The sequence below is a fragment of the Desulfovibrio sp. OH1186_COT-070 genome (assembly GCF_003860215.1).
Lineage (GTDB): Bacteria > Desulfobacterota > Desulfovibrionia > Desulfovibrionales > Desulfovibrionaceae > Desulfovibrio.
Genome location: NZ_RQYH01000003.1, coordinates 1 through 24,719 on the forward strand (window position 1 = coordinate 1; position 24,719 = coordinate 24,719).

The following is a 24,719-nucleotide window of genomic DNA, read 5'->3' on the forward strand; positions in this document are numbered from 1 at the left end:
TCACAAATATCGTGTCGTCGATGTGCGCGCATAGCTTCTCCTGTCATGCAGGAAGAGGTGTTATCATACTATTCATAGTTTGACGACACTATCTAGGGGCATCCGGGCCATGCTTTGACTTTTGCAGGCGGATTGTGCGATGAATCTCGGGATCGTGCACACATGCGGCACGCCTTTTTGGCGCATTCCCCACATTCGTGAAGCGCCGCAACCTCAACAGCAGGCAACAGGAAAAAACATGAGCAGAAAAGTCGTCAGCACAGATATGGCACCGGCGGCCGTTGGCCCCTACAGTCAGGGCATCAGAACCGGAAACCTCCTCTTTCTCTCCGGGCAGGTTCCCCTGGACCCTGCCACCGGGAAAATGGTCGGAAGCAACGCCGCAGAACAGGCCGTCCAGGTGTGCAAGAACATTTGCGGGCTTTTGCAGTCCCAGGGGCTCACTGCCGCCCATGTGGTCAAAACCACGGTTTTCATCACGGACATGGCTTCCTTTGCCTCGGTCAACGAGGTCTACAAGCAGTATTTTCCGGAACCGTGCCCGGCGCGCTCCTGCGTGGAAGTGAGCAAACTGCCTCTCGGCGCTCTGGTGGAAATCGAAACTGTGGCCGCCTTTCCCTCATAGGGGGGCGTCCTGTAAGGGCAGAGAAGGGGCAAAGCGGATGTGGCCGTGCGGTTGGCAAAACGCCGGACGTGAAGTGCCGGAACACGGGCCGGGGGTGACAGTCCGGGCGCCCGCCGAAGCACGGCAAAGGTATCGGGCATGACATCCTGGCACGAAGATTCCACAGGCCGCTTTGCCCTGAACATGCGGCAAAAACTCCTACAGCACGGCGTGGCCGCCTGGCAGCGCCGGGGGCGCACCCTGCTGGAAGTCAATTCCGGCCAGGGCACTTTTTTGCGGCTTCTCTGGGAATGCGGCTTTGACGTCAGCGCCACGGAGCTTTGCCCGGAACTGCGGCGGCAGGCGATGGAAAAAATCTCCACACGGGCGGACATTCTCGCCGCCGCCGACGACCATCTGCCCTTTGAGCACAGTTCCTTTGACTGGGTTGTGCTGCATTTGGCCGCACAGGATCCGGAGGGAATTTCCCGCTCCCTGGCCGAGTCGCTGCGCGTGGCTTCGGCCGGGCTGATCGTGACTTTCTGGAACACGACATCCCTGCCGTATCTGGCCTACCGCCTGGGCAGGCGAAAAAAAGCCTGGCCCGCGCCCGCCCACAGTTGGTGGCGGGTCTGGCACAGCATGAAAAAACTGGCGGCAGGGCAAATGAGCGGCATGAGCACCCTCGCGGCTCCGCGCGTCACGTGGCACGCCAACTGTCCTCTGGCCTTTTGCAACCGCGGCCTGCACGCCCTGCCCTTCGGCGCATGGGGGCTGATTCGCCTGCGCCTGGGGCCTCCACGCAGCCTGACCCCTCTGGGCCTGCGGCTGAAACGCAAAACCCTGCGGCAGCCGGAACCGGTCATGGAATACGGAAAACAGCGATGAAAAAACTTCCTGCCCTCACGGGCATTCTGCCCCGGATCACCGCCTTTCTGCGCCGCCACGCCCTTGCCCTGGCCTGTGCCCTGCTGGCGGCGCTGCTGGCCGCAGGGGGCTACAGCGCATGGAGTTATTATCAATACCGCCAGTCGCCGGAGTACGCATACCTGAGCTTTCAGGGCGCCCTGCATCCGGCGGACCCGGAAAAACTGGCGGAACTTGTGGATTTTTCTTCCCTTGCCGATGATCTGGCCAAAGCCATTGCCCCCCAATACCCTTTTCTGAAAGAAGGTCCAGACCAGCAGAGGGAGTTGAGCGCTGCGGTTCAGGCCGCGCTGCTCAAGCAGGCGCGCACCAGAGAGGAAGCCCCCAAGGAGGAGGAAGACCCGCAGGCCCGCCTCAAAATGCCACTCTATGCCCTGCCGCCCGATCTTCTTGCGCAGGTGGCCCAGAACCTCTCGCTCAAGCTGGCCGATGCCGATTCGGCGCTGCTCACGGCAACAGTGCGTCACGCGCTGCTGGACGAAAAGTTTGCGCTGCATCTGCTCATGGAAAAAACGCAGGACGGCTGGAAAATCCGCAGGCTCGGCAACAGCGGAGATCTGGCCCAGCAGTACCGCGCGGCCCAGATGAAACGCATGCAGGCGCGACGCCAGCAGGTTGTGGACAAGAACACCATCACAGAGCGGCGCATGGCCGAGTCCTTTCCCCTGCTCGAATGTCAGGCCCATGCCGGGCTCATTTCCGACGGAAAAACGCTTTTGCTCGTGGTGCGCGTCCGGGCGCGCAACCAGGGTACTGCGGCCGTCAACAACATGAATCTTTCCGCAAGTCTGGAAACCCCTGATGGAAAACCGCTTCTGCACCGCTACCTGAATGCCGTGCAGCCCACCCAGCCGGGCGAGGAGATGGAGCGCAGTTGGACCATTGAACTGGACAGCCAGCAGGAGCCGGGCGCCGGCGTGCTGGCGGCGCAGGGCATCCAGTGCCGCGCAAGTTGGAAAACACTGGGCCTGGCCAGCGGAGAAGTGCTGCATACCGCCGATACGCCGGACCTGCTGGAAGAATTCCGTTAGGCCGCCAATCGGGGGCAGTTTCTGCGGCCACCACCCCGCAAGGGCTTTTCTTGCAAGGAATTCTGTGCCATAGTTTGGAATTGGCGTTTCCACATCAAGCAAGGAGCCTCAGCATGACGGCCTTCAGTCGTTCTATCCACCTTTCGGTACACATCCACAAGGACCCTGCGGCCATTGCGGAGCGGGCCGCCCATATTCTGGCCGCCGCGTGTGAGGAAGCCGTTGCCGACAGGGGCACTTTTCGCATCGCCCTCTCCGGAGGGCACACCCCCATCCCCCTGTTCCGGCTGCTGGCGGGCAAGGACTGGGCGGATCGCCTGCCGTGGGACAAAATGGTTTTCTTCTGGACGGACGAACGCTGCGTTGGCCCGGAACATGCTGACAGCAATTACAATCTTGCCCGCCGCGAACTGTTGAGCCATGTGCCGGCCACCCATTTTTTCCGCATGCGCGGCGAGGAAGATCCCGTGCAGGCCGCAGCCCGGTATGAGGAGCAGATCCGCTCCGAATTCGGCATCTCCCCGCAGGAACTGCCGCGTTTTGACTTCATCCTGCTGGGCATGGGAGAAGACGGGCACACGGCCTCCATTTTTCCCAATTCTCCGGCGATGGAAGAAAAAAAGCGCCTGGTCATTGACCAGTATGTGCCCGAACGCAAGGCGGACAGGCTGACCCTCACCCTGCCTGTTCTCAACAATGCCCGCTGCTGCATGTTTCTGGTGACAGGCAGGGAAAAACATCAGGTTCTTTCGCAGGCGCTCAACCTGCTGGAACAGCCGACCCTGCCCGCGCAAAAGGTGCGGCCCGGCTTTGGCGACCTGATCTGGATTGCGGACGAGGCTGCCGCCCTGGGCGAGAGGGCACACTGAAAAGCGTGCCCGCAAGGGCAGAACGCCCCTGCTGTCAGGAGTTTTCGCTGTCGCGCACCACTTCCAGAATGGGCGGCAGGGTACGGATGTTTTCGATGAGCTGGTAGAGCTGCGCCACATCGCGCACTTCCACCACAAAGTGCATGCGCGCGCGGCCGTCCACCTGCTTGTCCATGCGGATGTCGGTGATATTGACGCTCCCCTCGCCCATCACCCGCGCGATCATGGCCAGCACGCCGTGCTCGTTTTTGGCAATGATAAAGATGCCCGCCTCGTAGGGTTTTTCTTCCATGCCGTCCCAGTGCACGGAAATGAGGCGCTCCGGCTCCATATTGTTGACATTGGGACAGTCGGCCTGATGCACGCTGACGCCAAGCCCCCGGCTGATATAGCCGATGATGGGATCTCCGGGCACAGGATTGCAACACTTGGCGATGCGCATGAGCACGCCGTCCACGCCGGAAATGCCCACACCCTCGGTTTTGCGGGTAGCCGCCTCCCTGCTCTCCAGTATGGTGGGGGGTGCGGCTGCGCTCGCGGTTTCCGGGTGCAGCACCGCATAGAGGCGGTTGAGCACCCTGCGCGGGGTCGTGTGGGCATAGCCCACCGAAGCAACCATTTCGTCCACACTGTCAAAATTCAAGTCCTGGGCGACCAGGGCAAGATGCCCCTCCTTGAGGGCCTTGCCCACGTTCAGGCTGACCTTGCGCCCTTCCTTTTCCAGCATGTCGCGTCCAAGCGCCACAGCATGCGCGCGCTCCTCCGTGCGCAGATAGTGCTGGATACGGCTGCGCGCCTTGGCCGTTTTGACAATCTTGAGCCAGTCACGGTTGGGATGGCGCGCCGGATCGGTGAGAATTTCCACCACGTCGCCGTTTTTCAGTTCCGTGCCCAGCGGCATGAGCCTGCCGTTGATCTTGGCCCCGGAGCAGTGATGCCCCACCTTGGTGTGGATGACAAAGGCGAAGTCCAGCGGGGTTGCGCCTTCGGGCAGTTCCTTGACATCCCCTGCCGGAGTGTAGACGTACACCTCGTCCTTGAAGAGATCCAGCTTCAGCGCGTGCAGAAACTCGCGGGAATCCGACTCCTGCCGTTGCCGCTCAAAAATTTCCCGCAGCCAGGAAAATTGCTCCAGATCCTTGCTGTTGACCCGGTCTTTTTCCTTGTACAGCCAGTGGGCGGCAACCCCGTGTTCCGCCTGGCGGTGCATGTCTTCCGTGCGGATCTGGATTTCGATGCGCTCGCCCTCGGGGCCGATGACCGTGGTGTGCAGGCTCTGGTAGCCATTGGCCTTGGGCATGGAAATATAGTCTTTGAAGCGCCCATGCACCGGACGCCACTGCGAGTGCACCAGCCCCAGCACTGCGTAACAGTCCTTGAGATCCTTGACCAGCACCCGAAAGGCCATGATGTCGTGCATCTCGTCAAGGGTCATGGACTGGGCCTGCATCTTCTTGTAGATGCTGTACCTGTGCTTTATGCGCCCGTACACCTGCCCCGCAATGGCATTGGACTGCAACAGATCCCTGATCATGGTCACCACATTCTCGATGATCTGTTTTTCCACAACCTGATGGTTGTCCAGCCAGTGTTCGATCTGGTTGGAAATGTCCGGGCGAAGATATTTGAAGCTCAGGTCTTCCAGTCTGCGCTTCATGACGTGCAGCCCCAAACGGTTGGCAAGAGGCGCATAAATGTCCATGGTTTCCTGGGCAATGCGCCTCTGTTTGTGGGCCTTCTGGAAATCCAGGGTGCGCATGTTGTGCAGGCGGTCGGCCAGCTTGACCATCAGCACACGCATGTCGTGGCTCATGGCCAGAATCATCTTGCGGATATTTTCCGCCTGCGCCTCCTCCTTGTTGTCAAAGGGGATCAGGCTGATCTTGGTCACGCCGTCCACAATGTCGGCCACTTCTTCGCCAAAACGCTCGTCAAGTTCCTCGATGCTGACTCTGGTGTCTTCCACCGTATCGTGCAAAAGGCCCGCAACCACGGTCGGTTCGTCAAAGCCCATTTCCGCCAGAGTGTCGGCCACCGCAAGAGGATGCGAGAGATAGGGCTCGCCCGAAAGGCGGGTTTGCCCGGCGTGCGCCGTGGCAGCGAAAACATATGCCCTCTGGATCATCTCCAGATCGGCATCGCGGTTGTTGGCCGCAACCTTGTCGAGAATTTCCTGAATACGGATCATGCGGGACACCGGGGCAAGATGGTTGTGCGCGCATCGGGCCGCCGATGCCGCGTCTGACTATTCAACGAGCCCCGCGCCCTTGTCAATGGCCTTGGGCGGGCATTCCGTTGCGGGCATTTACGGCAGCGCGACAGAGCGCTGCAATGCCGCAGGCACCCACCATTTCTCGAAATTGTACATGATGCCCGCCAGAGCGGGAGAAACGCCCTGAAAACGCCTGTGCACCACAGGCAGGGACTGGGGGACAAAAAGAAAGCAGTAGGGCTGCTCCTCATGCAGGATTTCCTGAATTTGGCAATACAGGCGGGTGCGCTGTGCCTGATCCGGCGTGGAGCGGGCCTGCTCCAGCAGACTGTCCACCCGGGCATTGCGGTAGCGGACAAAGTTGAGCCCTTCGCCTTCGGCCTGCGAAGAATGCCAGACCTGATAGAGGTCGGGATCCTGCGGAATGGTCCAGCCAAGAATCACCGCATCAAAGCGCCCCTTGTTGACAAACTCGCGGATAAAGGCGGCCCACTCCACGGTGCGGATGCGCACGTCAATGCCCGCCGCCCTCAACTGGGACTGGATGAGGGTGGCCGTGATGATGCGCTGCTCGTTGCCCTGGTTGGTCAGAATGGTGAAGGCCAGGGGCTTGCCGTCACGATCGAGAATTCCGTCGCCGTCATGGTCCGCGAAACCGGCCTCGGCCAGAAGCTTTTGCGCGGCGGCAACATCCTGCCGCACAGGTTGCAGGGAGGGATGGTAGGCCCAGGTTCCCGGCTTGAAGGGGCCGAAAGCCGCAACCCCTTCGCCCAGCAGAACGCCCCGTATCATGCTCTCCCTGTCAATGGCCAGAGAAACGGCCTTTCTGACGCGCACATCCCGAAAAAACGGATGCTCCAGATTGAAGCCCATGAACACATACATGGAGGACAGGTAGCGGTATTTGCAAAATTCCCGCTGCCACAGGGGGCCGGAGGTCTGCCGCTGGTACTGGAGGGGCGAAAGGTTCATGACATCCAGACGCCCGGCACGGGTTTCCATGAACATGGTGGCGCTGTCGGGGATGATTCTGTACACCACCGTGTCAATGTGCGGCCTGCCCGCAAAATAGGTGGGCGAAGCTTCCAGGGTGATACGGCTGCCCGCCTCCCAGGATTTGAGACGGTACGGGCCCGCCCCCAGAGGCTTGCGCGAAAAGGGCGTGTTGCGGATGTCCTGCCCGGCCAGCGCGTGCCTGGGCAGAATGGGGTTCATCCAGGAGGCCACCGCCCGCGCGAAATACTCCTCGTAGCGTATCTCCAGGGTATAGCGGTCAAGAACGCGCACTTCCCTGACCCGCATGAAATCTTCGGCATAGGGGCTTCCGGTGGCCGGGTCGGCCACCAGCGCGCAGGTGAAGGCCACGTCTTCTGCTGTCAGTTCGTGCCCGTCCTCCCACAAAATGCCCTTGCGCAGGGTGAAGCGCATGAGCTTGCCGCCTTCTTCCATACTCCAGGATTCCGCGGCCCACGGCTCCGGATTCAGGTTTTTGTCATAGCGCAGCAGGGCAACATAGATGAGGTCCGCCACTTCGTGCGAGGCGGAATCCGTGGAAAGATAGGGGATGAGGTTGGACGCCTCCCCGATGCTGCCAAAAAGAATGCTGCCGCCGTTTTCCGGCGCGGAAGGGGCATGCTCCAAAGAAGCGCGGCCACCCTCCCCGCGCGCGTCTTCGGCCCGCACACAGGGGCAGGCAAGAAAAAAAAGGACTATGGCGGGCACAACCCAGAACGCCCGCTGCGCAAGGCAGGGAAAAAATATTTTTTTCATGACAGACACGCATGATGTTGCTTTGCCGCACATACCTGTGCTATTTATCCCAAATGACGTAACCTGCCCCCGGCTTTCCACAATTTCCCGCCGGCGGCCCGAGGAAAGCATGAGCCGATCCGAACAGAGTGTCATCCTGGAAATATGCCAGACCTTCCTCAAGGACAATGTGCCGGAGTACATCCGTGACGCGGCCTATTATATCCTTTCCGAGGGAGAGGTGCAAAAAATAAATATTCAGGAAGGCGAAACATGGGAGGTGCAGGGGCTGATCCAGGGAGAAGACCTGCAGGTCTACACCCCCAGCCTGACCCTGACCATCACGGACCGCACCACCCGCCACATGTGCAACTGCTCTGACGCCTTTACCGGCATTTGCCGCCATGTGACGGCTCTGGCCCTGCGGCTGGTGGAAGAGCTGCGCAAGGAACAGGGGGATCCCGAAGAAACTCCGCCGCCCGTAACGGACTGGAAGCAGAGCTTCCGGAACTTTTTTTCCACGGAAATGGAACCGGAGGCGGGGCACCATTATCTCATTTTCCGCTTTGAGCCGGAGCAGGGGCGTCTGCTGGTTTCCTTTTACCGTGGCAGGCAGAACAAGTCCGGCCTGTCCACCGTGCACACAAAAATCACCCTGGAACAGATCATCCAGAATCCCGACTGGTGCGAATTTTCTCCGCAACTGCCGCACGTTGCCCGGCAGATCGGCCAGCACCTCGAGTATTACGGGCACCGTGTGGAAATACCCCAGGGGCTCACCTCCTGGTTTTTCTGGGCAGTGCGCAAGGAGTATTATCTGCTCTGGAAAGATACGGACAAGCCCTGCCGCATCGAAACCATGCCCTTTGCCCTCAAGCTCAAACCCATCCTGGACGACTCCGGCTTTCACTTTGACGTTCTGCTCAAGCGTGAAGGCCGCCAGCCCCTGCCCATCCGCGCGGGCCGCTCGGCGGACCGCGTGCTGGGAGAAGACGGCTCCCAGGAAGATTCGGCAGTTACCTTTCACGGGCAGATGCCCTTGTGGGTCTGCTACCAGAACAGCTTTTACCCGGTGCACACGGGCCTCTATCCGTCGCTGGTGCGCAATCTCATTTACGAGCGGCCCGTGGTGCCGTATGAAGACATTTCGGAATTTCTCGACCGTGTATGGACGCGCCTGCCCGCCTCCGAACTGTATGAGCCGCAGCAGTTTCTCAAGCTCATGGAGCCGGTGTTCCAGCCAGCCACCTACAATCCCAAGCTGTTCCTGGATGAGGAAGGCAGCCTGCTGACCCTGGAAATCGACAATATTTACGAAACACGCCACGGGGAATTCACCCTCAACGGCCCCAATCCCGATTTCCAGACCGGCAGCTATACCCATGAAGGGCAGACATACCTTGTCCGCCGCCATCAGGAAGAAGAAGCCCAGCTCATGGCCGAACTGACGGCCATGGACTTTCAGGCCCGCTCCAGCAAGCTCTGGTTTCTGGAGCCGGAGGAAGCCATTGCCTTTCTCCTCGATTCCTACCCCAAACTGGTGGACACATACCGCGTCTACGGCGAAAAAGCCCTCTCGCGCTACAAGGTGCGCACGGCCAGTTCCAGCATTACCGCACAGGTGGTCAGCAACGAGAAGGAAAAATGGTTCTCCCTGAACATTGCCGTGGAGTACGAGGGCCAGAGCCTGCCGCTGGAAAAAATCTGGAAAGCGTGGGCCCGCGGCAAACGCTATGTGCAGCTCAAGGACGGCTCCTATACCAACCTGCCGGAAGCCTGGCTGGAAAAACTTTCACGCAAGCTCACCGCGCTGGGGCTGGACCCCTCCAAGCCGCCCCAGCAGAAATTCAAGCAGTTTGAAGCCCCTGTGCTGGACAGCCTGCTGGAAGATTTGCCCAATGCCAGCACGGACTCCTTCTGGAATACCCTGTGCGAGAAAATCCGCTCCTTCCGGGAGATACGCCCCGTTGATCCGCCAGCGGGACTCAACGCCACGCTGCGCACCTACCAGCAGCAGGGGCTTGCCTACCTCAATTTTCTTTCCGAATACGGTTTCGGCGGCATCCTGGCCGACGAAATGGGCCTGGGAAAGACCGTGCAGACCCTTTCCTTCATCCAGTACATGCACGAAAACCGCTTCACCGGCCCCAACCTGATTGTGGTGCCCACGTCCGTGCTGCCCAACTGGGAACGCGAGGCGGAAAAGTTTGTGCCCGGCCTCAAGCGCCTGACCATTTACGGCGCGCGCCGCGAGGGCATGTTCAAGCACATTGCGGACTCCCACCTCATCATCACCACCTACGCCCTGTTGCGGCGGGATCTGGAAGAAATCGAAAAGCACGAATTCAATACCGTAATTCTGGACGAGGCGCAGAACATCAAAAACCCCAATACCATCACCGCCCGTTCCGTGCGCCGCATCAACGCGCGCATGCGCCTCTGCCTGTCGGGCACGCCCATCGAAAACAATCTTTTTGAACTGTGGTCGCTGTTCGAATTTCTCATGCCGGGCTTTCTTGGCTCGCAGCACGCCTTCCAACGCGGCATCGTCAAGCCCATCAAGGACGGTGACCCGGAAACCCTGGACTATCTGCGCACCCGCGTCCGCCCCTTTATTCTGCGCCGCACCAAGGCCGAAGTGGCCAAAGACCTGCCCCCCAAGGTGGAAAGCGTCACATGCTGCGCCCTCGAAGAAGCCCAGGCAGAACTGTATGCGGCCCTGGCCCGCAAGCTGCGCGCCCAGGTGCTGACAGATGTGGACGAAAAAGGTTTGGCCAAAAGCCAGATGTCCATTCTGGATGCCCTGCTCAAACTCCGGCAGATCTGCTGCCATCCGCGCCTGCTCAAGCTGGATATGCCAGGCTTCTCCACCAATCTGCCTTCGGGCAAGTTTGACGCTTTCAAGGATATGGTACTGGAAATTGTGGAGGGCGGGCACAAGGTGCTGGTTTTCTCGCAATTTGTGCAAATGCTCCATATCATCCGGCAATGGCTGGAATTTTCGCGCATCCCCTTCTGCTATCTGGACGGTGCCAGCAAGGACCGCTTTGAACAGGTTGACCGGTTCAACACCAGCCCCGATATTCCCATTTTCCTGATTTCCCTCAAGGCAGGCGGCACAGGGCTCAACCTCACCTCTGCCGATTACGTCATCCACTATGACCCGTGGTGGAATCCCGCTGTGGAAAGCCAGGCCACAGACCGTACCCACCGCATCGGCCAGAAGCGGCAGGTTTTTTCCTACAAGCTCATCTGCCAGAACACGGTGGAGGAAAAAATCCTCAAATTGCAGGAGGCCAAGCGGGGAGTGGCCGAAGCCATCATTCCCGGACAGGACACCTGGAAATCCCTGACCCGCGAAGATCTGGAAATGCTTTTTGAGGTATAGGGCTCGGCAAGGGGCACGGGGCATGTCCGGCTGGAAGTTTTTTCTGGTCACCTTCGGGTGCAAGGTCAATCAGTACGAAACCCAGTCCCTGCGTGAAGCCTGGAGCGCGCAGGGCGGGGAAGAATGCGAAGATCCGGCCGGGGCGGACGTCATCTGCATCAACAGTTGCGCCATCACGGCAAAGGGCGAGCGCGATGCGCGCAACGCCGTTTTCCGGTTGCGCCGCGAAGCGCCCGCAGCCCGCATCATCCTCACGGGCTGCGCGACGCGCCTGTTTGCCCAATATGTGCCGCGCCGCGGGGCCGTTTGGGCCGCGCCGGATGTTCTTGTGCCCCAGGAAAAAAAGGACGCCTTGCTGCGCGGCCCCTGGGGCGATTTTTCCGGCAATGCCGCCAGCGCGGACTTTCCCCCCTTTCGCATCTCCTCCTTCAAAAGGGCCCGTCCCGTGCTCAAGGTGCAGGACGGCTGCTCGCACCGCTGCACCTACTGCATCGTGCCCCTGACCAGAGGGCCGCACCGCAGCCGCCCGGTGGCGGACGTTGTGGCCGAGGCCGGGCGACTGCTGGCCGCCGGGCATGCGGAAATCATGATTTCTGGCATCAACCTGAGCCAGTACGGCCGTGATGCGCATACCGGCGACTTCTGGCATCTGCTCCAGACTCTGGACACAGCCCTTGCGCCCGAATTTGCCGGGCGCGCCCGGCTGCGCATCAGTTCGCTGGAACCGGGCCAACTGAACCCGCGCGGTCTGGATGTGCTGTGCTCCTGCACTATGCTCTGCCCGCATGTGCATATTTCGTTGCAGCATGCCAGCCAGGCCGTGCTCAGGCGCATGGGGCGGGGGCACTACACGGCCGGCATGCTGGAACAGGCTGTGGAAGGCCTTTCCCGGCACTGGCCGGTCATGGGGCTGGGCGCGGACATTATCGCCGGATTTCCCGGCGAAACAGAAGACGATCTCCGCCGCCTGCTGGATCTTGTGGAGCGGCTCCCTCTGACGGACGCCCATGTTTTTCCGTATTCGCGCCGTCCGGGCACAGCGGCAGACAGTTTTGACCAGCACATCCCCCATGCCCTCAAGCTGGAACGCGCACAGCGCATCCGCGCCGTTGTACAGCGCAAACATCAGGATTTTCTGCAAAAACAACTCTCCCTGCCGCTCATGCGCCTGGCTCTGGACAGCGGCTCCCGTGGCCTGCGGCGCAAAGGCAGCGGGCAGGCCCTGCGGGGGGTGAACGAATACTATGCCGCCTGCACCCTCCCCTCCGAAAGCGCGGCAGGCCTTTCGCCGGATTTTTCGGGGCTTCTCTGCGTTTCTCCCACGGGTTTTGACCACAGGGGGCTGACGGTGCGGCCCGCCGCTACCCACGCGCACCAGACGCCCGCATAACTTTGCTCCACACTTTTTCGCTGCGGGGCTGACCGGCGACAGGAACTGGTCAGGACTGCCCGCTACTGACGGGGAGAGCCGCCATAAGCTCCCTACCTCCCCTTGTCTTTTGCTTTTCAGGCATTATTTTGTGAGGATATGCGCTCCGGGCAGCATCGACGGGCCGGATTGCGCCTTTTTTCGTGGAATTTGCGCCGCTCACGCCCTGCCCGCACTTTCAAGGAGAAAACCATGCCCCTCTACGACTTCCTCTGCACCGCATGCGGTGCCCGATTTGAAGAACTGGCCTTTGGCGGAGAAACTCCCCCCTGCCCCACATGCGGGTCCGCCGCCACAGAGCGCCAGATGAGCGCCCCAAGCCCGCTCAAGACAGGGGCCTTTCCCTACAAACCGGGGCCGGTGCGCCCTCTGGGGACAGGCAGGCCCCCTTCGTGCGGCGGCGGTTGCGGCAGCGGCTCTCCCTGCACGCCATAAACCCGTAGTGCGGCACACTCCGGAAAGTCTGTCGCGCGGGGCACTCCTTGCCTTCGGCGTGGGCTTGCTCTACAGTGGGGCATTGTCTTTCAGGAAGGCTTTCTATGCTGCACAGCATGACCGGCTTTGGCCGCTGCCTGGTGGAAACAGCCCACAACGTCCAGCAGTGGGAAGTAAAAAGCGTCAACGGGCGCCATCTGGAAATCAGGTGGCGTCTGCCGCTGACCATCCGCGGCCTTGAGCCCCGGCTGGAAAAAATCGTCCGCAGCCACGCCACACGCGGCAGGGTGGACGTCAGCCTGCTTTTGCAATACCCGCAGGACAAGACGCCGGGCCTGCGCTTCCACAGCGCCCAGGCTGCCTCCATGCTGGAAAGCCTGCAAGACCTTGCCGCAGCACGCGGCGAACACTTTGCCGCCGACTACAACGCCCTTTTGCATATTCCCGCGCTCTGGGGCGACACCAGCGAAGAAGTGGACGAGGAAACCGCTGCCGGGCTTGAGCACGGCCTCTCCGTGGCGCTGGAAGACTGGAATGAGGCGCGGCGTGCCGAAGGCCGCGCTCTGGGAACGGACATGCGCTCCCGGATTCTGCGCATGGAGGCCTGGGCGTCCCTGCTTGCGGAGCGCGCTCCCGCCATCAGAGAGGAAAGGGCCGAGGCCCTGCGCGAACGCCTGGCCGATGCGCTGGCCCAATGCGGGCAGGAGCCGGACGACAGCCGCCTGTTGCAGGAAGTCGCCGTCCTGGCTGACCGGCTGGATGTGAGCGAAGAACTGACACGGCTGAACACCCATCTGGCCCGCATGCACGACCTGCTGCAAAACGGCAAGGATGCCGGACGCCGCCTGGAGTTCACGCTGCAGGAATGCTTTCGGGAAATCAATACCTGCGGCAGCAAATTGCCGGATGTGCAGTTGTCGCGCATGGTTGTGGACTTCAAGAACGAACTGGAAAAGTGCCGCGAGCAGGTGCAGAATCTGGAATGAATCATGGCCCGTGAACGCGTCATCAATATCGGATTCGGCAATTTTGTGCTGGCGGGACGCATCGTCGGCATGGTGAGTTCCGCATCCCTGCCCATGAAACGCCTGCGCGAAGACGCGCGGGCGGCAGGGCGGCTGATCGACGCGACACAGGGGCGCAAGACCCGCTCCATCCTGATCACGGATTCCAACCATGTCATCCTGTCGGCCATCCAGCCGGAAACCCTCAGCCAGCGTTTTGCGCAGGAGGAAAGTTCCTGATGCCCCGTCAAGGTATCGCCCTGGTTCTGAGCGCCCCCTCCGGGACGGGCAAGACCACGCTCCTCAAGCGCCTGCTGGCGGAATTTCCGCATTTTTGCTATTCCGTGTCCTGCACCACGCGCGCGCCCAGAGAGGGCGAAATACACGGAAAAGACTACATTTTCATGGACCGTGAAAGTTTTGAACAGCGCCGCGCCCAAGGATATTTTGCGGAGTGGGCCGAGGTGCACGGCAATCTGTACGGCACCCCTTTGGAGAGCGTGAAAACGCTGCTGGATCAGGGACAGGACATTCTTTTTGACATTGACGTGCAGGGCGCCGCACAACTGAAGCTCACACTGGCCGGGGCCGTATTTGTGTTCGTTCTTCCTCCGGACATGCAGGAGCTTGAAAGACGTTTGCGCGCCAGGGGGCAGGATTCTGAAGACAGCATTGCCCGCAGGATTGCCAACGCCAGGGCGGAAATACAGCAGGCCCACTGGTACGACGCGCTGGTGGTCAACGACAGCCTGGATACAGCCTATGACGAACTCCGGGCCGCCTACATGGCTGCCACCCTGGCTCCCGCACGCAACCCCGGCCTGACCGGCAGCATTCTCGCATCCTGATGTCTTGCCCGGAGCCGATGCCCATGCCGCACGCGGACGCCACCAAAGCCCAACTGATCGTCGCCCTGGATCTGCCGACAAGAAAGGCGGCTCTGGACATGGCCCTCAAGCTGCGGGGCACGGTTCGCTGGTGCAAGGTGGGCATGGAGGTCTTTACCCTTGCCGGGCCTGACTTTCTTGAGGAGCTGCACCGCCTGGGCTACCATGTCTTCTTGGATCTCAAATTTTACGATATCCCCCATACTGTCGCCCAGGCCGTCAAGGCTGCGGCTGCTGCGGGCGTGCGCCTGCTGACCGTCCACTGTCAGGGCGGAGAGCGCATGTGCCGGGCAGCGGTTGAGGCAGTTCACGCCGCGCCAAACCGCCCGCTGATTTTCGGCGTTACCGCGCTGACCAGCTTTGCCGCCGGAGAAATGCCGGGCATCAGCGTGCCCCCGGCCGATTTTGCCCTGACGCTGGCCAGGTGCGCGGCTGACTGGAATCTGGACGGCGTTGTCTGCTCGGCGCACGAAGCAAGTGCGGTCAGGGCCGCCTGCCCGGAGCTTCTCCGCCTCTGTCCGGGCATCCGCCCGGCAGGATCCCCTGCGACAGACCAGCGGCGCGTCATGACTCCCGCCGATGCCGTCATGGAGGGGGCGAACTATCTTGTTGTGGGCAGGCCCGTTACGGCATCCGCCGATCCGGCAGAAGCCGCGCAGGCCATACTTGAGGAAATAACATCCGCCGCTCCATGAGGTCTTGTCATGTCGTCGCACGCAGAGTCCCCGCAAACGGCCCCTTCTTCCGCCACAGCCTCCTCCGCCCCCGGCAAAACAGAGGTGCGCGGCGTTTTTTCCACGCAGGAAATCCGCAAAGTGGGCACAGGCACGACAACGCGCAAGACCGTCCAGAAGTCCTTCTGGTATGCCGAACAGAAAGGGGACGAAATACACTGCCAGCCCCTCAACGCCAACTATGTGCCCAGCGGCCCCAAACGCAAGATCACCATGGACGAACTGATCAGCAAGTTTTCGCCCGAACCGGAGTTCTACTTCAACTCCGTCTTTCCCAAGATGATGGAAATGCAAAAAAACGTCACGAACGGTGACGAACACAGGGACAAGGGCGAAACCCTTGCCGCCGAATACGAGTATTCGCGCGCGCTCAAGATCGACGAAGAAAATGTGCGCGCCAATTTTGGCATCGGCCTCACCTATCTGGAGCGCGGCGACACGGCCAAGGCACAGGACATTTTTGAACGCCTGCTCAATCTGGAAGGCACATTCGAGGAGGAACACAGCCATCTTTTCAACAACTTCGGCATCAACCTGCGCAAAAACAAAATGCTCGACCAGGCGCTGAGCTACTATCAACGCGCTCTGGAACTGACCAAGAACGACGAGAACCTCTACATGAACATGGCCCGCGTTCTGCTGGAACTCAAGGACATGCAGGGATGCGCCGACAATCTGCTGCGCGCTCTGGAACTTGCCCCGCGGCATGCCATGTCGCTCAAATTTCTGGCCTGGCTCATCCAGCACAACATGATCCCGGCGGACAAGATGGACGCCGTCCGGGCCGCCATACAGGCGGCAAGTCAGGAAGCCCCCGCCGCTTCCGCAACTCCCGCAGCCCCTGCAAGCCCCGCAACTTCCGCAGCGCCCGCAACCCCCGAAAAAACGGCAACACAGCCGCAATGAAAAACTGGATTTTGCGCACCCCGCCCGCAGGCCGCGCCTCCGCGCCCCCGCAGCACTGGGCCGAAGAACTGGGCATCTCGCCCCTTTTGCTGGAGCTTCTCTGGCGCAGGGGCTTTGCCGACAAGGATGCCATCAACGCCTTTCTGTCCGCCCGCCTTGGCTCGCTGACCCCGCCCGAAAGCTGGCCGCAGATACCGGAAGCCGCCCGCCTGCTGGCAGAGAACCTGCTGGCGGGGAAGAAGCTGGCCGTCTGGGGAGATTATGACGTTGACGGCATCACCGCCGCCACCGTTGTTCTGGATGTGCTGGAAAGCCACGGCATCGAAGCCCGCTGGCACATACCGGACAGAATGCGCGAGGGCTACGGACTCAACATTCCGTACATGGAAATGCTGGCGGAACAGGGATGCGGCATTCTGCTCACGGTGGACTGCGGCATCTCCGATGTGGATGCAGTCCGGCGCGCCCGTGAACTGGGCATGACCGTTGTACTTACAGACCACCATCTGCCCCCCGACAGCCTGCCGCCCGCGCACGCGATCTGGAATCCGCGCCTGCATCCGCCGGAAAATGTGCCCTGCCCCCATCTGGCGGGTGTGGGGGTTGCTTTCTACCTCATGGGAGCGGTCAACCAGCTTCTTGCCGCGCATACCGGCAAACGCCACCCCATGAGCGACTGTCTGGACATGGTCGCGCTGGGAACACTGGCGGACGTCATGCCCCTTGCCGGAGAAAACCGTGTGCTGGTACGCGGGGGCCTGCAACGCATGACAAGCCCCTCCCGCCCCGGTCTGGCGGCACTCAAGACCGTCAGCGGGATAGACGCCTCCGCCGCACTGACCAGCGGGCAGGTGGTTTTTCGTCTGGCGCCGCGGATCAACGCTGCGGGGCGCATGGGGCAGGCGCAGACCGCACTGCGCCTCCTGCGCGAAAAAAACCACGCGGAGGCGACCCGTCTGGCGCAGGAACTGGACGAACTCAATACCCGGCGGCGTACGGAAGAAGACAGAATCCACCTTGAGGCCCGCGCACAGGCACAAGCCCTCCTTGCCGGAGAGCCGCGCGCGGGGCTGGTGCTCTATGGCCCGGACTGGCATCCGGGTATCATCGGCATTGTGGCCTCACGCATCATGGAAGAATTTTACCGCCCCACCATCGTTCTCTGCGATGATCAGGACAGCCTCAAGGGGTCGGGACGCTCCGTGCGTGAGTTTGACCTGTACGCCGGGCTTGCGCAAATGGCCGATTGCATGCTGGGTTTCGGGGGGCACCGCCAGGCAGCCGGTGTGCGCATTGCTCCGGGAAATCTGGAAAAATTCCGTGCCGCATTTGAAACCCTTACGGAAAAAAATCTCGGCCCCTCCCCCCTGGATCCGAGCCTTACTCTGGAAGGCGAACTCACGTTCGCCCAAGCCGGGGATTTGACCTTTCTCAAGGAACTGCAACTCCTGCAACCCTTCGGGCCGGGCAACAGGGAGCCTGTTTTCGCATCGCCGCCGCTTGAGGTTCGGGAACGCTCTTTCCTCGGGCGAAGCCGTGAGCATGTTTTGCTGCGCCTGACCGACAGCGCAAGCGGCGTCACCCTTGCGGCCAAGGCCTGGCGCATGGCAAAAGACCTGCCGCCCAGCCTTGTGAGCCAGCATATCCGCATTGCCTACACGCCCAGGATTGACGCCTACAACGGGGTTCCCTCCGTGGATATCGCCATCAAGGACTGGCGGCCGGCCTGACGCCGAACCATCCTACGGGAGAGAATATTCCCGCACGATGGTAAAAACGCTCCCGTCCTTTTCCAGCCCCTGGGCAGCAGCCTTGCCGTACCACAGGGCGGATTCCTCCGGATTTTTCGGCGTGCCCACGCCAAACTCGTAGCAGGCGCCCACATAGCGTTGCGCCTGCGCAAAACCCTGCGCAGCGGAGGCCTTGGCCCAGCGGAAACTCTCTGCCTGATCCTTGGGGAAACCGTAGCGCCCCTGGCTGTGGTACAGGGCAAGATTGAACTGTGCTTCGGCATTGCCTGCGGTCGCCGCGCGTTTCATGAGGTCCGCCACAGCGGCCTCGTTGGCAGGCAACCCGATGCCAAGCTCGTACTGGTGAGCCAGCAGAACCTGCGCCTCACTGTCGTTCTGTTCTGCGGCCAGTTGGTACCATTTGGCCGCCACCGCCATGTCCTGGGGAACGCCCAAGCCGTTTTCGTGGCAACGCCCCAGAAGAACCTGCGCGCGGGCGTTGCCCTCCACGGCCAGAGGCTGCACCATCTCCACAACCTTTGCATACTGCCCGATGTTGTACGCCCGCCAGGCTTCTTCCAGTACCGCACGGGCTTCCTGCGCGAAAACCGGGCCGCCCCAATGAGCGCAACAGGCTGCAAAAACAGCGAGCACAGCGCTCCGAACAAGTTTTTCCATACATGCCATCCTTTGAGTGTGCCGCAAGAAAGTCACGGCAGAAAAGCGCGGCCTTGTTCTGCGCCTGCACAGCGCGCCGCAGCCAAGGGAAAAAGTAGGCGCAGATACATCCGCCAGGAAAAACGACAGATTTCTCTTTGTTGCCAAGCCCGCCAGCTAGCGCCTTGGGGACGCGGCAAAACGCTGCCGCGCCCGGAAGCGCAAAAAGACGCGCCAAATCCAGGAAAGGCCAAGCCCCATGCCGATGCCCGCAAAGGCATAGGCCGTCTGTGCCGCCATATGGGGGCGGTCAAATCCCCACTGGGCGGCCTTGTTCCATGAGGGATGGTAGAGTGTCCAGGCAACAAGGACGGCCAGCGCCAGAACAGCCAAAGCCCCTCCCAGCCAGTGGGCGGGGAGGGCCTCCTCCCAGAAAAAGGAAGAACGGTAAAAACGCCGCTGCGCCAGACAGACCGTCAGCAGAACCACGCAGACCATGGACGCCGCAATCCACGAAAAACCGTGCAGCAAAGCTCCCGCTATCCCCAGAACCAGAAAGCAGACAGCCATGCGGAAAGCCCTTTTCTGCCGCCTTTCCAGACCATGGGCAACAAAGAGCAGCGCCGCCCCCGCGACCGCAGCCACAAAATGCCCCACAGCCACAAGCCGGTATGGAAGAAATTCTTCCGCCAAGGCCAAAGCATGGTGCGCCGGAGGCAACAGGGAGGATGCCAGCAGGATGATGCCCGCCACAAAGACGGCATAGGCCGAGACAGAATGCGAAAGCACCGAAAACCAGCGCCCGGCATCGCGCAGCACACCGCGCCTCTGGCGCATCTCGTACACAACCAGCAGCAGGGCGGCCGCCAGAAGGGGAATGATGAAGTAGATCAGCCGAAAAAGCAGTACGGCCGCAAACACCATCTGCTCGTGCGTGGTGTGGGTCAGGTGCAGGATGACCAGTTCAAAAACGCCCACGCCACCGGGAATGTGCGTGAGCACCACAGCCACCTGCGCCATGAGGTAGCTGGGCAGAAAGTCCATGAAGCTCACGCCCATATCTCCGGGCAGGAGCACATACATGCAGGCGGCTGCCGCAATGATGTCCACACTGGCGACCAGCGCCTGGGCAAAGGCGATTTTGGGCGGGGGAAACACAAATTCCTTGCCGAAAACGTGTACCGGCCTGCGCACAACACAGCAGAGCACAAGGTAGATGCAGGCCAGCGCAAAAAGCACCACGCCAAGAATGCGCACATCCTTCAGGGGCATGTTTGCCAGCAGGGCTTCGGGGATGGTCGGCGGAGCCACCATGAAAATCAGCCCGCACAGGCCCAGAGCGCCCACCCAGAACGTGACCGCCAGCATGAGCACCAGGCGCACAATGTCTGTGAGAGAGAAGCCCCAGGCGGAATAAAAACGGTAGCGGACGCTGGTCCCCCCCAAAAGCGCCCCGAAATTGTAGCTCACGGCCTGCCCCACAAAAGAAACCAGCCCCACGCGCAGCAGGGGCAGTTTTTTGTGTATGGCCCTGAGGGCCAACCAGTCATAGCCCACAAGAATGAGATAACTGGCAACCATGATCAGCAGGGAAACAGCAATGCGCTCCGGAGAGATCTGCTCCAGGCTGTGACGGATCTGCGCAATGCTGTATGCCTTGAGCTTGTGATACAAAAGATGGACAGCCAGAAGAAAAATGGCTGTCACCAGAAGCGGCCCGAGATAGCGAAAATATTTTTTCATGCTTTCGTGATACAGAAAAGAACGCGGAAGAATCTTTCCGCTTTTTTGCCATTCTATACGCTGCACTTCTGCCACGCAAGCCCCGGAGCGGCGGGGCGGGGAAAAATGCGCGGCAAGAAATTTTTCTTTCGCGGCCAAAACTTTGCAAAGTGCCCGACCTGCTGTTAGAATATGGCATTCCCTGTCCGGAAGCGCCATGCAGCATACCACCGCACCGCCATATCCGCTCTATCTCTCGCTGGCAAACTGCCACTGTCTGGTGGCGGGATTCGGTTCCGTGGGGCAGCGCAAGCTCGGCGGCCTTCTGGCCTGCGGCCCCGCCTCGGTGCTGGTGCTGGACCTCTGCCCGCCGGACGCCGAGGGGCAATGTCTCCTCCGGGACGTGCGGGTCAGTTTTGCCCGGCGTGCCTGCACGGAGGAGGATCTTTCCGGCCGTTTTCTGGTCTTTGCCGCCACGGGAGACGCTGGAGAAAACCGGCGTATCGCGAACCTTTGCCGCATGCGCGGCATTCTCTGCAACAGCGCCAGTGACCCGGAACAGGGCACGTTTCATGTGCCCGCCGTGGCACGGCACGCGCCGCTGGCAGCCGCCCTTTCCACCAGCGGCACAAGCCCGGCGCTGGCCCGGCGCTGGAAACGCGAACTGGAACTCTGGCTCGCTCCGCGGGCACAACTGGCAAAGCTTCTGGGCCGTCTGCGCCCCCTGGCCCTTGCCTTGCCTGCCGGGAAAGGGCAAAATACACAGTTGTTCCGCAAACTGGCCGCCTCCCCCCTGCAGGACTGGCTGGCGCACAACGACCATGAAAGCTGCCGCCGCTACCTGCTGGAGGAGCTTCCGCCGGATCTGCACGCCCATATCACGGAGTTGCTCCATGATCTCTCCTGAACTTTCCACCGGCATCACCCTGACGCTGTACTGCCTTGCCAGCACAGCGGGCATCGGGGGCGTGCTGGCGCGCAGGCCCTTCTGGCGCAGGCTGGGCTGTGTTCTGGCCTGTACCGGCTTTGCCAGCCAGACCTTCATGCTGCTGATGGGCTTTCACCGCACACTGCCCGACGGCCTGAGCCTGGGGGCGTATTTGCAGATGCTGGCCTGGTTTGTGGTGCTCTGCGGCATGGGTGTTCTGGCAAAATTCCGGCAGGAATCCGCGCTGATTTTTGCCGCCCCTCTGGGGCTCATGCTCTTTGCCGTGTCAGCGCCCTATCTGGGCGCAGTGGTGCAGGCTCCTCCCTCGCTCACGGCCTCCTTTTACGCCCTGCATATCGGTGCCCTGTTCCTCAGCCTGGGCCTGCTGGCCCTGTCCTTCGCTGCCGGGGCCCTGTTTCTGCTCACTGATCTGCGCATCAAGCGCAAGCAGTACATCAAGGGTTTCTGGCAGGACATGCCGGGACTTTCCGTGCTGGACAGGATCAACTCCATGACCACGGCGGCGGCCTTTCCTCTCTATACGCTGGGCCTTGTGTCAGGGCTTGTCTGGGCAAAGCCCGTTTTCGGCACGACCATGAGCGGTGACCCCAAGGAAGTGTTCAGCATTCTTGTCTGGCTGCTGCTGGCGGCCCTTTTCAGCAACCGCCTGACACGCGGCTGGAAGGGGCGCAAACCGGCGCAACTGGCGGTGCTCATTTTTCTTCTCTGTCTTTTTTCCATCACTGTGGTGAATACCGTCATGGAAACGCACCACGCATTCACCAAGCGTTGACCGGGCGTTGACATGAACCGCACCATTCTTCTTGTGGGCCTCAACCACCGCACGGCCGGCGTGGACATCAGGGAGCGTTTTTCCCTGGGCAGCAACGGTGACGGAGCAATCCGGGCTCTGCCGTGCAGCGGCGCGGTGAGCGAAAGCCTGATCCTTTCCACCTGCAACCGCGTGGAACTGCTGGCCACAGGCAACGGCGATACCCAGGGGCAGATGCTCGACAACTGGGCACGGCTCTGCAATGCCAAACCGGAAGACCTGCACCCCTACATCTATGTACACAAGGATCTCGAAGCCGTGCGCCACCTGTTCTCCGTGGCCAGCAGCCTGGACTCCATGGTGCTGGGCGAGCCGCAGATTCTGGGACAGATCAAGACGGCCTACCGCAACGCCATCCAGAGCCACACCACGGGTGTCATCCTCAACCGCCTTCTGCACAAGGCATTTTCGGTAGCCAAGAGGGTGCGCACGGAAACAGCCATCGCATCCAGCGCGGTTTCCATCAGCTATGCCGCTGTGGAGTTGGCCAAACGCATCTTCGGCGACATGAAGGGGCACAAAACCCTGCTGGTCGGCGCGGGGGAAATGGCGGAACTGGCTGCCATGCACCTTTTGCAGGCCGGTATTGACGAAATCGTGGTGACCAACCGCACGCTGGCACGCGGGCAGGAGTTGGCACGACAGTTTCGCGGCCGCGCCGTTCCCTTTGAACAAATGGGGGCGGAACTGACCAGAGCGGACATCATCATCACTTCCACAGGCTCCCGTGATCCCGTCCTCCGCGCAAGCGACCTCCGCCCCGTGCTCAAGGCGCGCAAAAATCGCCCCATGTTTTTTATCGACATTGCCGTGCCGCGCGATATTGACCCGGATGTCAACGAACTGGACAACGTCTATCTGTACGACATTGACGACCTCAAGGAAGTGGTGGAGGAAAACCTCGCCACGCGCAAGGAAGAAGCCGTCAAGGCCGGAAAGATCGTCAACGAGGAAGTACTTTCCTTCGGGCGCTGGCTGTCCAGCCTTGACGTACAGCCCACCATCATTGACCTCATCCAGCGCGGCGAGCGCCTGGGACAGGAAGAACTGGCCAAGACCCTCAAAAGGCTGGGGCCGGTTTCCGACGAAACCCGCGATGCCCTGCTGGCACTGGTAGGTTCTCTGGTGCGCAAGCTGAACCACGACCCCATCATGTTTCTCAAGCAGGACGGCATGGCCCAGGAAGGGAGCGACCCGCGCATCAACGCGGTGCGGCGCATCTTCAATCTGGACAAGGGCTGTATGTACTCGGAGAATTCCTGATGCGCTGGTACGCCATTGACGAACTTTCCACAGAAGACACGCGCAAACTGACCGCCGCCCTTGCGGACATGGAACTGGCTTCGGGTATGGACGGCCTGTTCTGGCTGCCTGTTCCCCCGGAAAAGCTTTCTCCCGTGCAGCGTGAGCACAAGGAAAGCTGCGGCCCCCACGTCATGGGACTGGAAGTGGAAGAACATGCCCTGCGGCTGGAGCTTCTGGTACGGGCACGGGGGCGCATGCACTGCGACTGCGTGCTTCAGGCCCACAGCGGGCTTCGCAGCCATATGATCGACTGGCTGGAGCAGTTTTTGACCGGTCTGGACATTGCCCACTGACGCGCCATGCCCCGCCCGGACTCCCTGCCGCCCCCTCCCCGCCTGCAAGACCTTTCGCCCCAGGCGGCCCGCCTCTGCCTGAATGTGCGGCGCTTCTGCCTGCGCCAGTTGCGCCTGAAGCCCTACTCCCGTTTGCTGCTGGCCCTTTCCGGCGGCGCAGACTCCACGGCTCTGGCTGTCATCCTGCACGTTCTCACGCCCGGACTCGGCCTGAATTTGCGGGGCATGAGCCTCAACCACGGCCTGCGCCCCGAAGCCGCGCAGGATCAAGCCCATGCGCTGAACCTGTGCCGGGTTCTGGGCATTCCCTGTTCCGCCCGCGCCGCAGATGTGGCCGCCATGGCACAGCGCGAGGGACTGGGGCTGGAAGACGCGGGACGGCGGCTGCGCTATGCTCTGCTGGAAGAAGAGCGGCAAGAACACAAGGCGGATCATATTGTGCTGGGGCACCATGCCGCAGACCTGAGCGAGGATGTTTTGCTCCGCCTTGTGCGCGGAACCGGCTGGCCCGCTCTGGGCGGCATGCCCGCCCGCGATGACAAGCGGCACATACTGCGGCCCCTGCTGGCTGTGGAACCGCAGGCGCTCAAGGCCCTGCTCACCGAGTGCGGCATCGGTTGGCGCACTGACGCCAGCAATGAAGACAAAAAATTCCGGCGCAACCGCCTGCGGCTTGATGCCCTGCCCCTGCTGCGCGCGGAAAATCCGTCTCTGGAAAAAAGCGTGCACACTCTCTGGCAGTTGGCCCGCATTGACCAAGACTATTGGGACAGCCTGCTGGACAGCCGCCTGGCGGAGCATCCCTGGCAGGCAGATCCGGACGGCGCAAGCCTGACCCTGCCCGCGCCACTGTTGCGCGGTCTGCACCCCGCCGCGCGCCTGCGCCTCTACATGCGCGTTCTGCGCCGCCATGCTTCAGGCAAGGGACAGGCGCGGGCGCAGACCCTGCTGGCCCTGGATCAGGCTTTGGAGCAGGGGCGGGGCAATACCCGCTTTCAACTGCCCGGCGGCACAGAAGCCCTGCTTGCGGGCGGCAGCATCCGCTTTTGCCTGCGCAAAAACTGAACGTTCTCGGGA

Annotated in this window: 22 protein-coding genes; 18 read left to right on the plus strand and 4 right to left on the minus strand. The window is 61.3% G+C overall.

The genetic code is table 11. The features are described 5' to 3' along the window. The first annotated feature begins 238 nt into the window (after nt 1–238). From EII23_RS01330 to pgl, 4 genes are all read left to right on the plus strand, one after another. Nucleotides 239–625, plus strand: a complete 387-nt coding sequence (locus EII23_RS01330; protein WP_124791362.1) for a RidA family protein — start codon at nt 239–241, stop codon at nt 623–625. 138 nt (nt 626–763) lie between these two features. Then, nucleotides 764–1,492, plus strand: coding sequence for a class I SAM-dependent methyltransferase (locus EII23_RS01335; RefSeq protein WP_124791364.1), 729 nt, complete (start codon nt 764–766; stop codon nt 1,490–1,492). Beyond that, nucleotides 1,489–2,562 (plus strand): translation initiation factor IF-2, encoded by a 1,074-nt coding sequence (locus EII23_RS01340; RefSeq protein WP_124791366.1) that lies wholly within the window; start codon nt 1,489–1,491, stop codon nt 2,560–2,562. Before EII23_RS01335 ends, EII23_RS01340 begins: the two co-directional genes overlap by 4 nt. A gap of 113 nt (nt 2,563–2,675) precedes the next feature. Further along, a complete protein-coding gene (gene pgl, locus EII23_RS01345) occupies nt 2,676–3,431 on the plus strand; it encodes a 6-phosphogluconolactonase (RefSeq protein WP_124791368.1) in 756 nt (251 codons plus the stop codon). A gap of 34 nt (nt 3,432–3,465) precedes the next feature. Here the strand turns inward: pgl and EII23_RS01350 are convergent, their stop codons facing one another. Together EII23_RS01350 and EII23_RS01355 are read right to left on the minus strand one after the other, a co-directional pair. Next, nucleotides 3,466–5,619, minus strand: a complete 2,154-nt coding sequence (locus tag EII23_RS01350; protein ID WP_124791370.1) for a bifunctional (p)ppGpp synthetase/guanosine-3',5'-bis(diphosphate) 3'-pyrophosphohydrolase — start codon at nt 5,617–5,619, stop codon at nt 3,466–3,468. A 117-nt stretch (nt 5,620–5,736) separates the two neighbouring features. Continuing rightward, nucleotides 5,737–7,413 carry a peptide-binding protein gene (locus EII23_RS01355; RefSeq protein ID WP_124791372.1) on the minus strand — a complete coding sequence of 559 codons (1,677 nt, stop codon included), beginning with the start codon at nt 7,411–7,413 and terminating at the stop codon, nt 5,737–5,739. Nucleotides 7,414–7,522: 109 nt separating this feature from the next. Here EII23_RS01355 and EII23_RS01360 point away from each other — a divergent pair, with 109 nt between their 5' ends. The 9 genes from EII23_RS01360 (at nt 7,523) to recJ (ending at nt 17,905) form a co-directional block, all read left to right on the plus strand. Continuing rightward, nucleotides 7,523–10,780 carry a DEAD/DEAH box helicase gene (locus EII23_RS01360; protein ID WP_124791374.1) on the plus strand — a complete coding sequence of 1,086 codons (3,258 nt, stop codon included), beginning with the start codon at nt 7,523–7,525 and terminating at the stop codon, nt 10,778–10,780. Nucleotides 10,781–10,802: 22 nt separating this feature from the next. Next, a complete protein-coding gene (locus EII23_RS01365; protein WP_124791376.1) occupies nt 10,803–12,170 on the plus strand; it encodes a MiaB/RimO family radical SAM methylthiotransferase in 1,368 nt (455 codons plus the stop codon). Between the two features lie 231 nt (nt 12,171–12,401). Further along, a complete protein-coding gene (locus EII23_RS01370; protein WP_124791378.1) occupies nt 12,402–12,644 on the plus strand; it encodes a zinc ribbon domain-containing protein in 243 nt (80 codons plus the stop codon). Nucleotides 12,645–12,748: 104 nt separating this feature from the next. Beyond that, nucleotides 12,749–13,630, plus strand: coding sequence for a YicC/YloC family endoribonuclease (locus EII23_RS01375; RefSeq protein WP_124791380.1), 882 nt, complete (start codon nt 12,749–12,751; stop codon nt 13,628–13,630). Between the two features lie 3 nt (nt 13,631–13,633). Further along, entirely contained in the window at nt 13,634–13,888 is a 255-nt protein-coding gene (locus EII23_RS01380) for a DUF370 domain-containing protein (RefSeq protein ID WP_124791382.1), read from the plus strand. After that, entirely contained in the window at nt 13,888–14,496 is a 609-nt protein-coding gene (gene gmk, locus EII23_RS01385; RefSeq protein ID WP_124791384.1) for a guanylate kinase, read from the plus strand. The genes EII23_RS01380 and gmk overlap by 1 nt, the downstream gene beginning before the upstream one ends. A 23-nt stretch (nt 14,497–14,519) precedes the next feature. After that, nucleotides 14,520–15,230 carry an orotidine-5'-phosphate decarboxylase gene (gene pyrF, locus EII23_RS01390; protein ID WP_124791386.1) on the plus strand — a complete coding sequence of 237 codons (711 nt, stop codon included), beginning with the start codon at nt 14,520–14,522 and terminating at the stop codon, nt 15,228–15,230. Between the two features lie 9 nt (nt 15,231–15,239). Then, a complete protein-coding gene (locus EII23_RS01395; protein WP_124791388.1) occupies nt 15,240–16,175 on the plus strand; it encodes a lipopolysaccharide assembly protein LapB in 936 nt (311 codons plus the stop codon). Then, nucleotides 16,172–17,905, plus strand: a complete 1,734-nt coding sequence (recJ, locus tag EII23_RS01400) for a single-stranded-DNA-specific exonuclease RecJ (RefSeq protein WP_124791390.1) — start codon at nt 16,172–16,174, stop codon at nt 17,903–17,905. The genes EII23_RS01395 and recJ overlap by 4 nt, the downstream gene beginning before the upstream one ends. Before the next feature lie 12 nt (nt 17,906–17,917). On the opposite strand, the gene EII23_RS01405 is transcribed toward recJ, so the two are convergent. After that, nucleotides 17,918–18,583, minus strand: a complete 666-nt coding sequence (locus EII23_RS01405) for a tetratricopeptide repeat protein (RefSeq protein ID WP_185702267.1) — start codon at nt 18,581–18,583, stop codon at nt 17,918–17,920. 156 nt (nt 18,584–18,739) lie between these two features. After that, nucleotides 18,740–20,305 carry a lysylphosphatidylglycerol synthase domain-containing protein gene (locus EII23_RS01410; protein WP_124791394.1) on the minus strand — a complete coding sequence of 522 codons (1,566 nt, stop codon included), beginning with the start codon at nt 20,303–20,305 and terminating at the stop codon, nt 18,740–18,742. Between the two features lie 196 nt (nt 20,306–20,501). Here EII23_RS01410 and EII23_RS01415 point away from each other — a divergent pair, with 196 nt between their 5' ends. Genes EII23_RS01415 through tilS form a run of 5 tightly spaced genes read left to right on the plus strand, consistent with a single transcriptional unit; the run spans nt 20,502 to nt 24,707 of the window. Further along, nucleotides 20,502–21,191, plus strand: a complete 690-nt coding sequence (locus EII23_RS01415) for a bifunctional precorrin-2 dehydrogenase/sirohydrochlorin ferrochelatase (RefSeq protein WP_124791396.1) — start codon at nt 20,502–20,504, stop codon at nt 21,189–21,191. Beyond that, nucleotides 21,178–22,005: a cytochrome c biogenesis protein CcsA gene (gene ccsA / locus EII23_RS01420; RefSeq protein WP_124791398.1), complete on the plus strand. Its 828-nt coding sequence runs from the start codon at nt 21,178–21,180 to the stop codon at nt 22,003–22,005. Before EII23_RS01415 ends, ccsA begins: the two co-directional genes overlap by 14 nt. A gap of 12 nt (nt 22,006–22,017) precedes the next feature. Beyond that, a complete protein-coding gene (hemA, locus tag EII23_RS01425) occupies nt 22,018–23,307 on the plus strand; it encodes a glutamyl-tRNA reductase (protein WP_124791399.1) in 1,290 nt (429 codons plus the stop codon). Further along, complete coding sequence (locus tag EII23_RS01430; protein ID WP_124791401.1) at nt 23,307–23,642, plus strand: hypothetical protein; 336 nt, start codon at nt 23,307–23,309, stop codon at nt 23,640–23,642. Before hemA ends, EII23_RS01430 begins: the two co-directional genes overlap by 1 nt. 6 nt (nt 23,643–23,648) lie before the next feature. Next, nucleotides 23,649–24,707, plus strand: coding sequence for a tRNA lysidine(34) synthetase TilS (gene tilS, locus EII23_RS01435; protein ID WP_260424545.1), 1,059 nt, complete (start codon nt 23,649–23,651; stop codon nt 24,705–24,707). Nucleotides 24,708–24,719 lie beyond the last annotated feature (12 nt).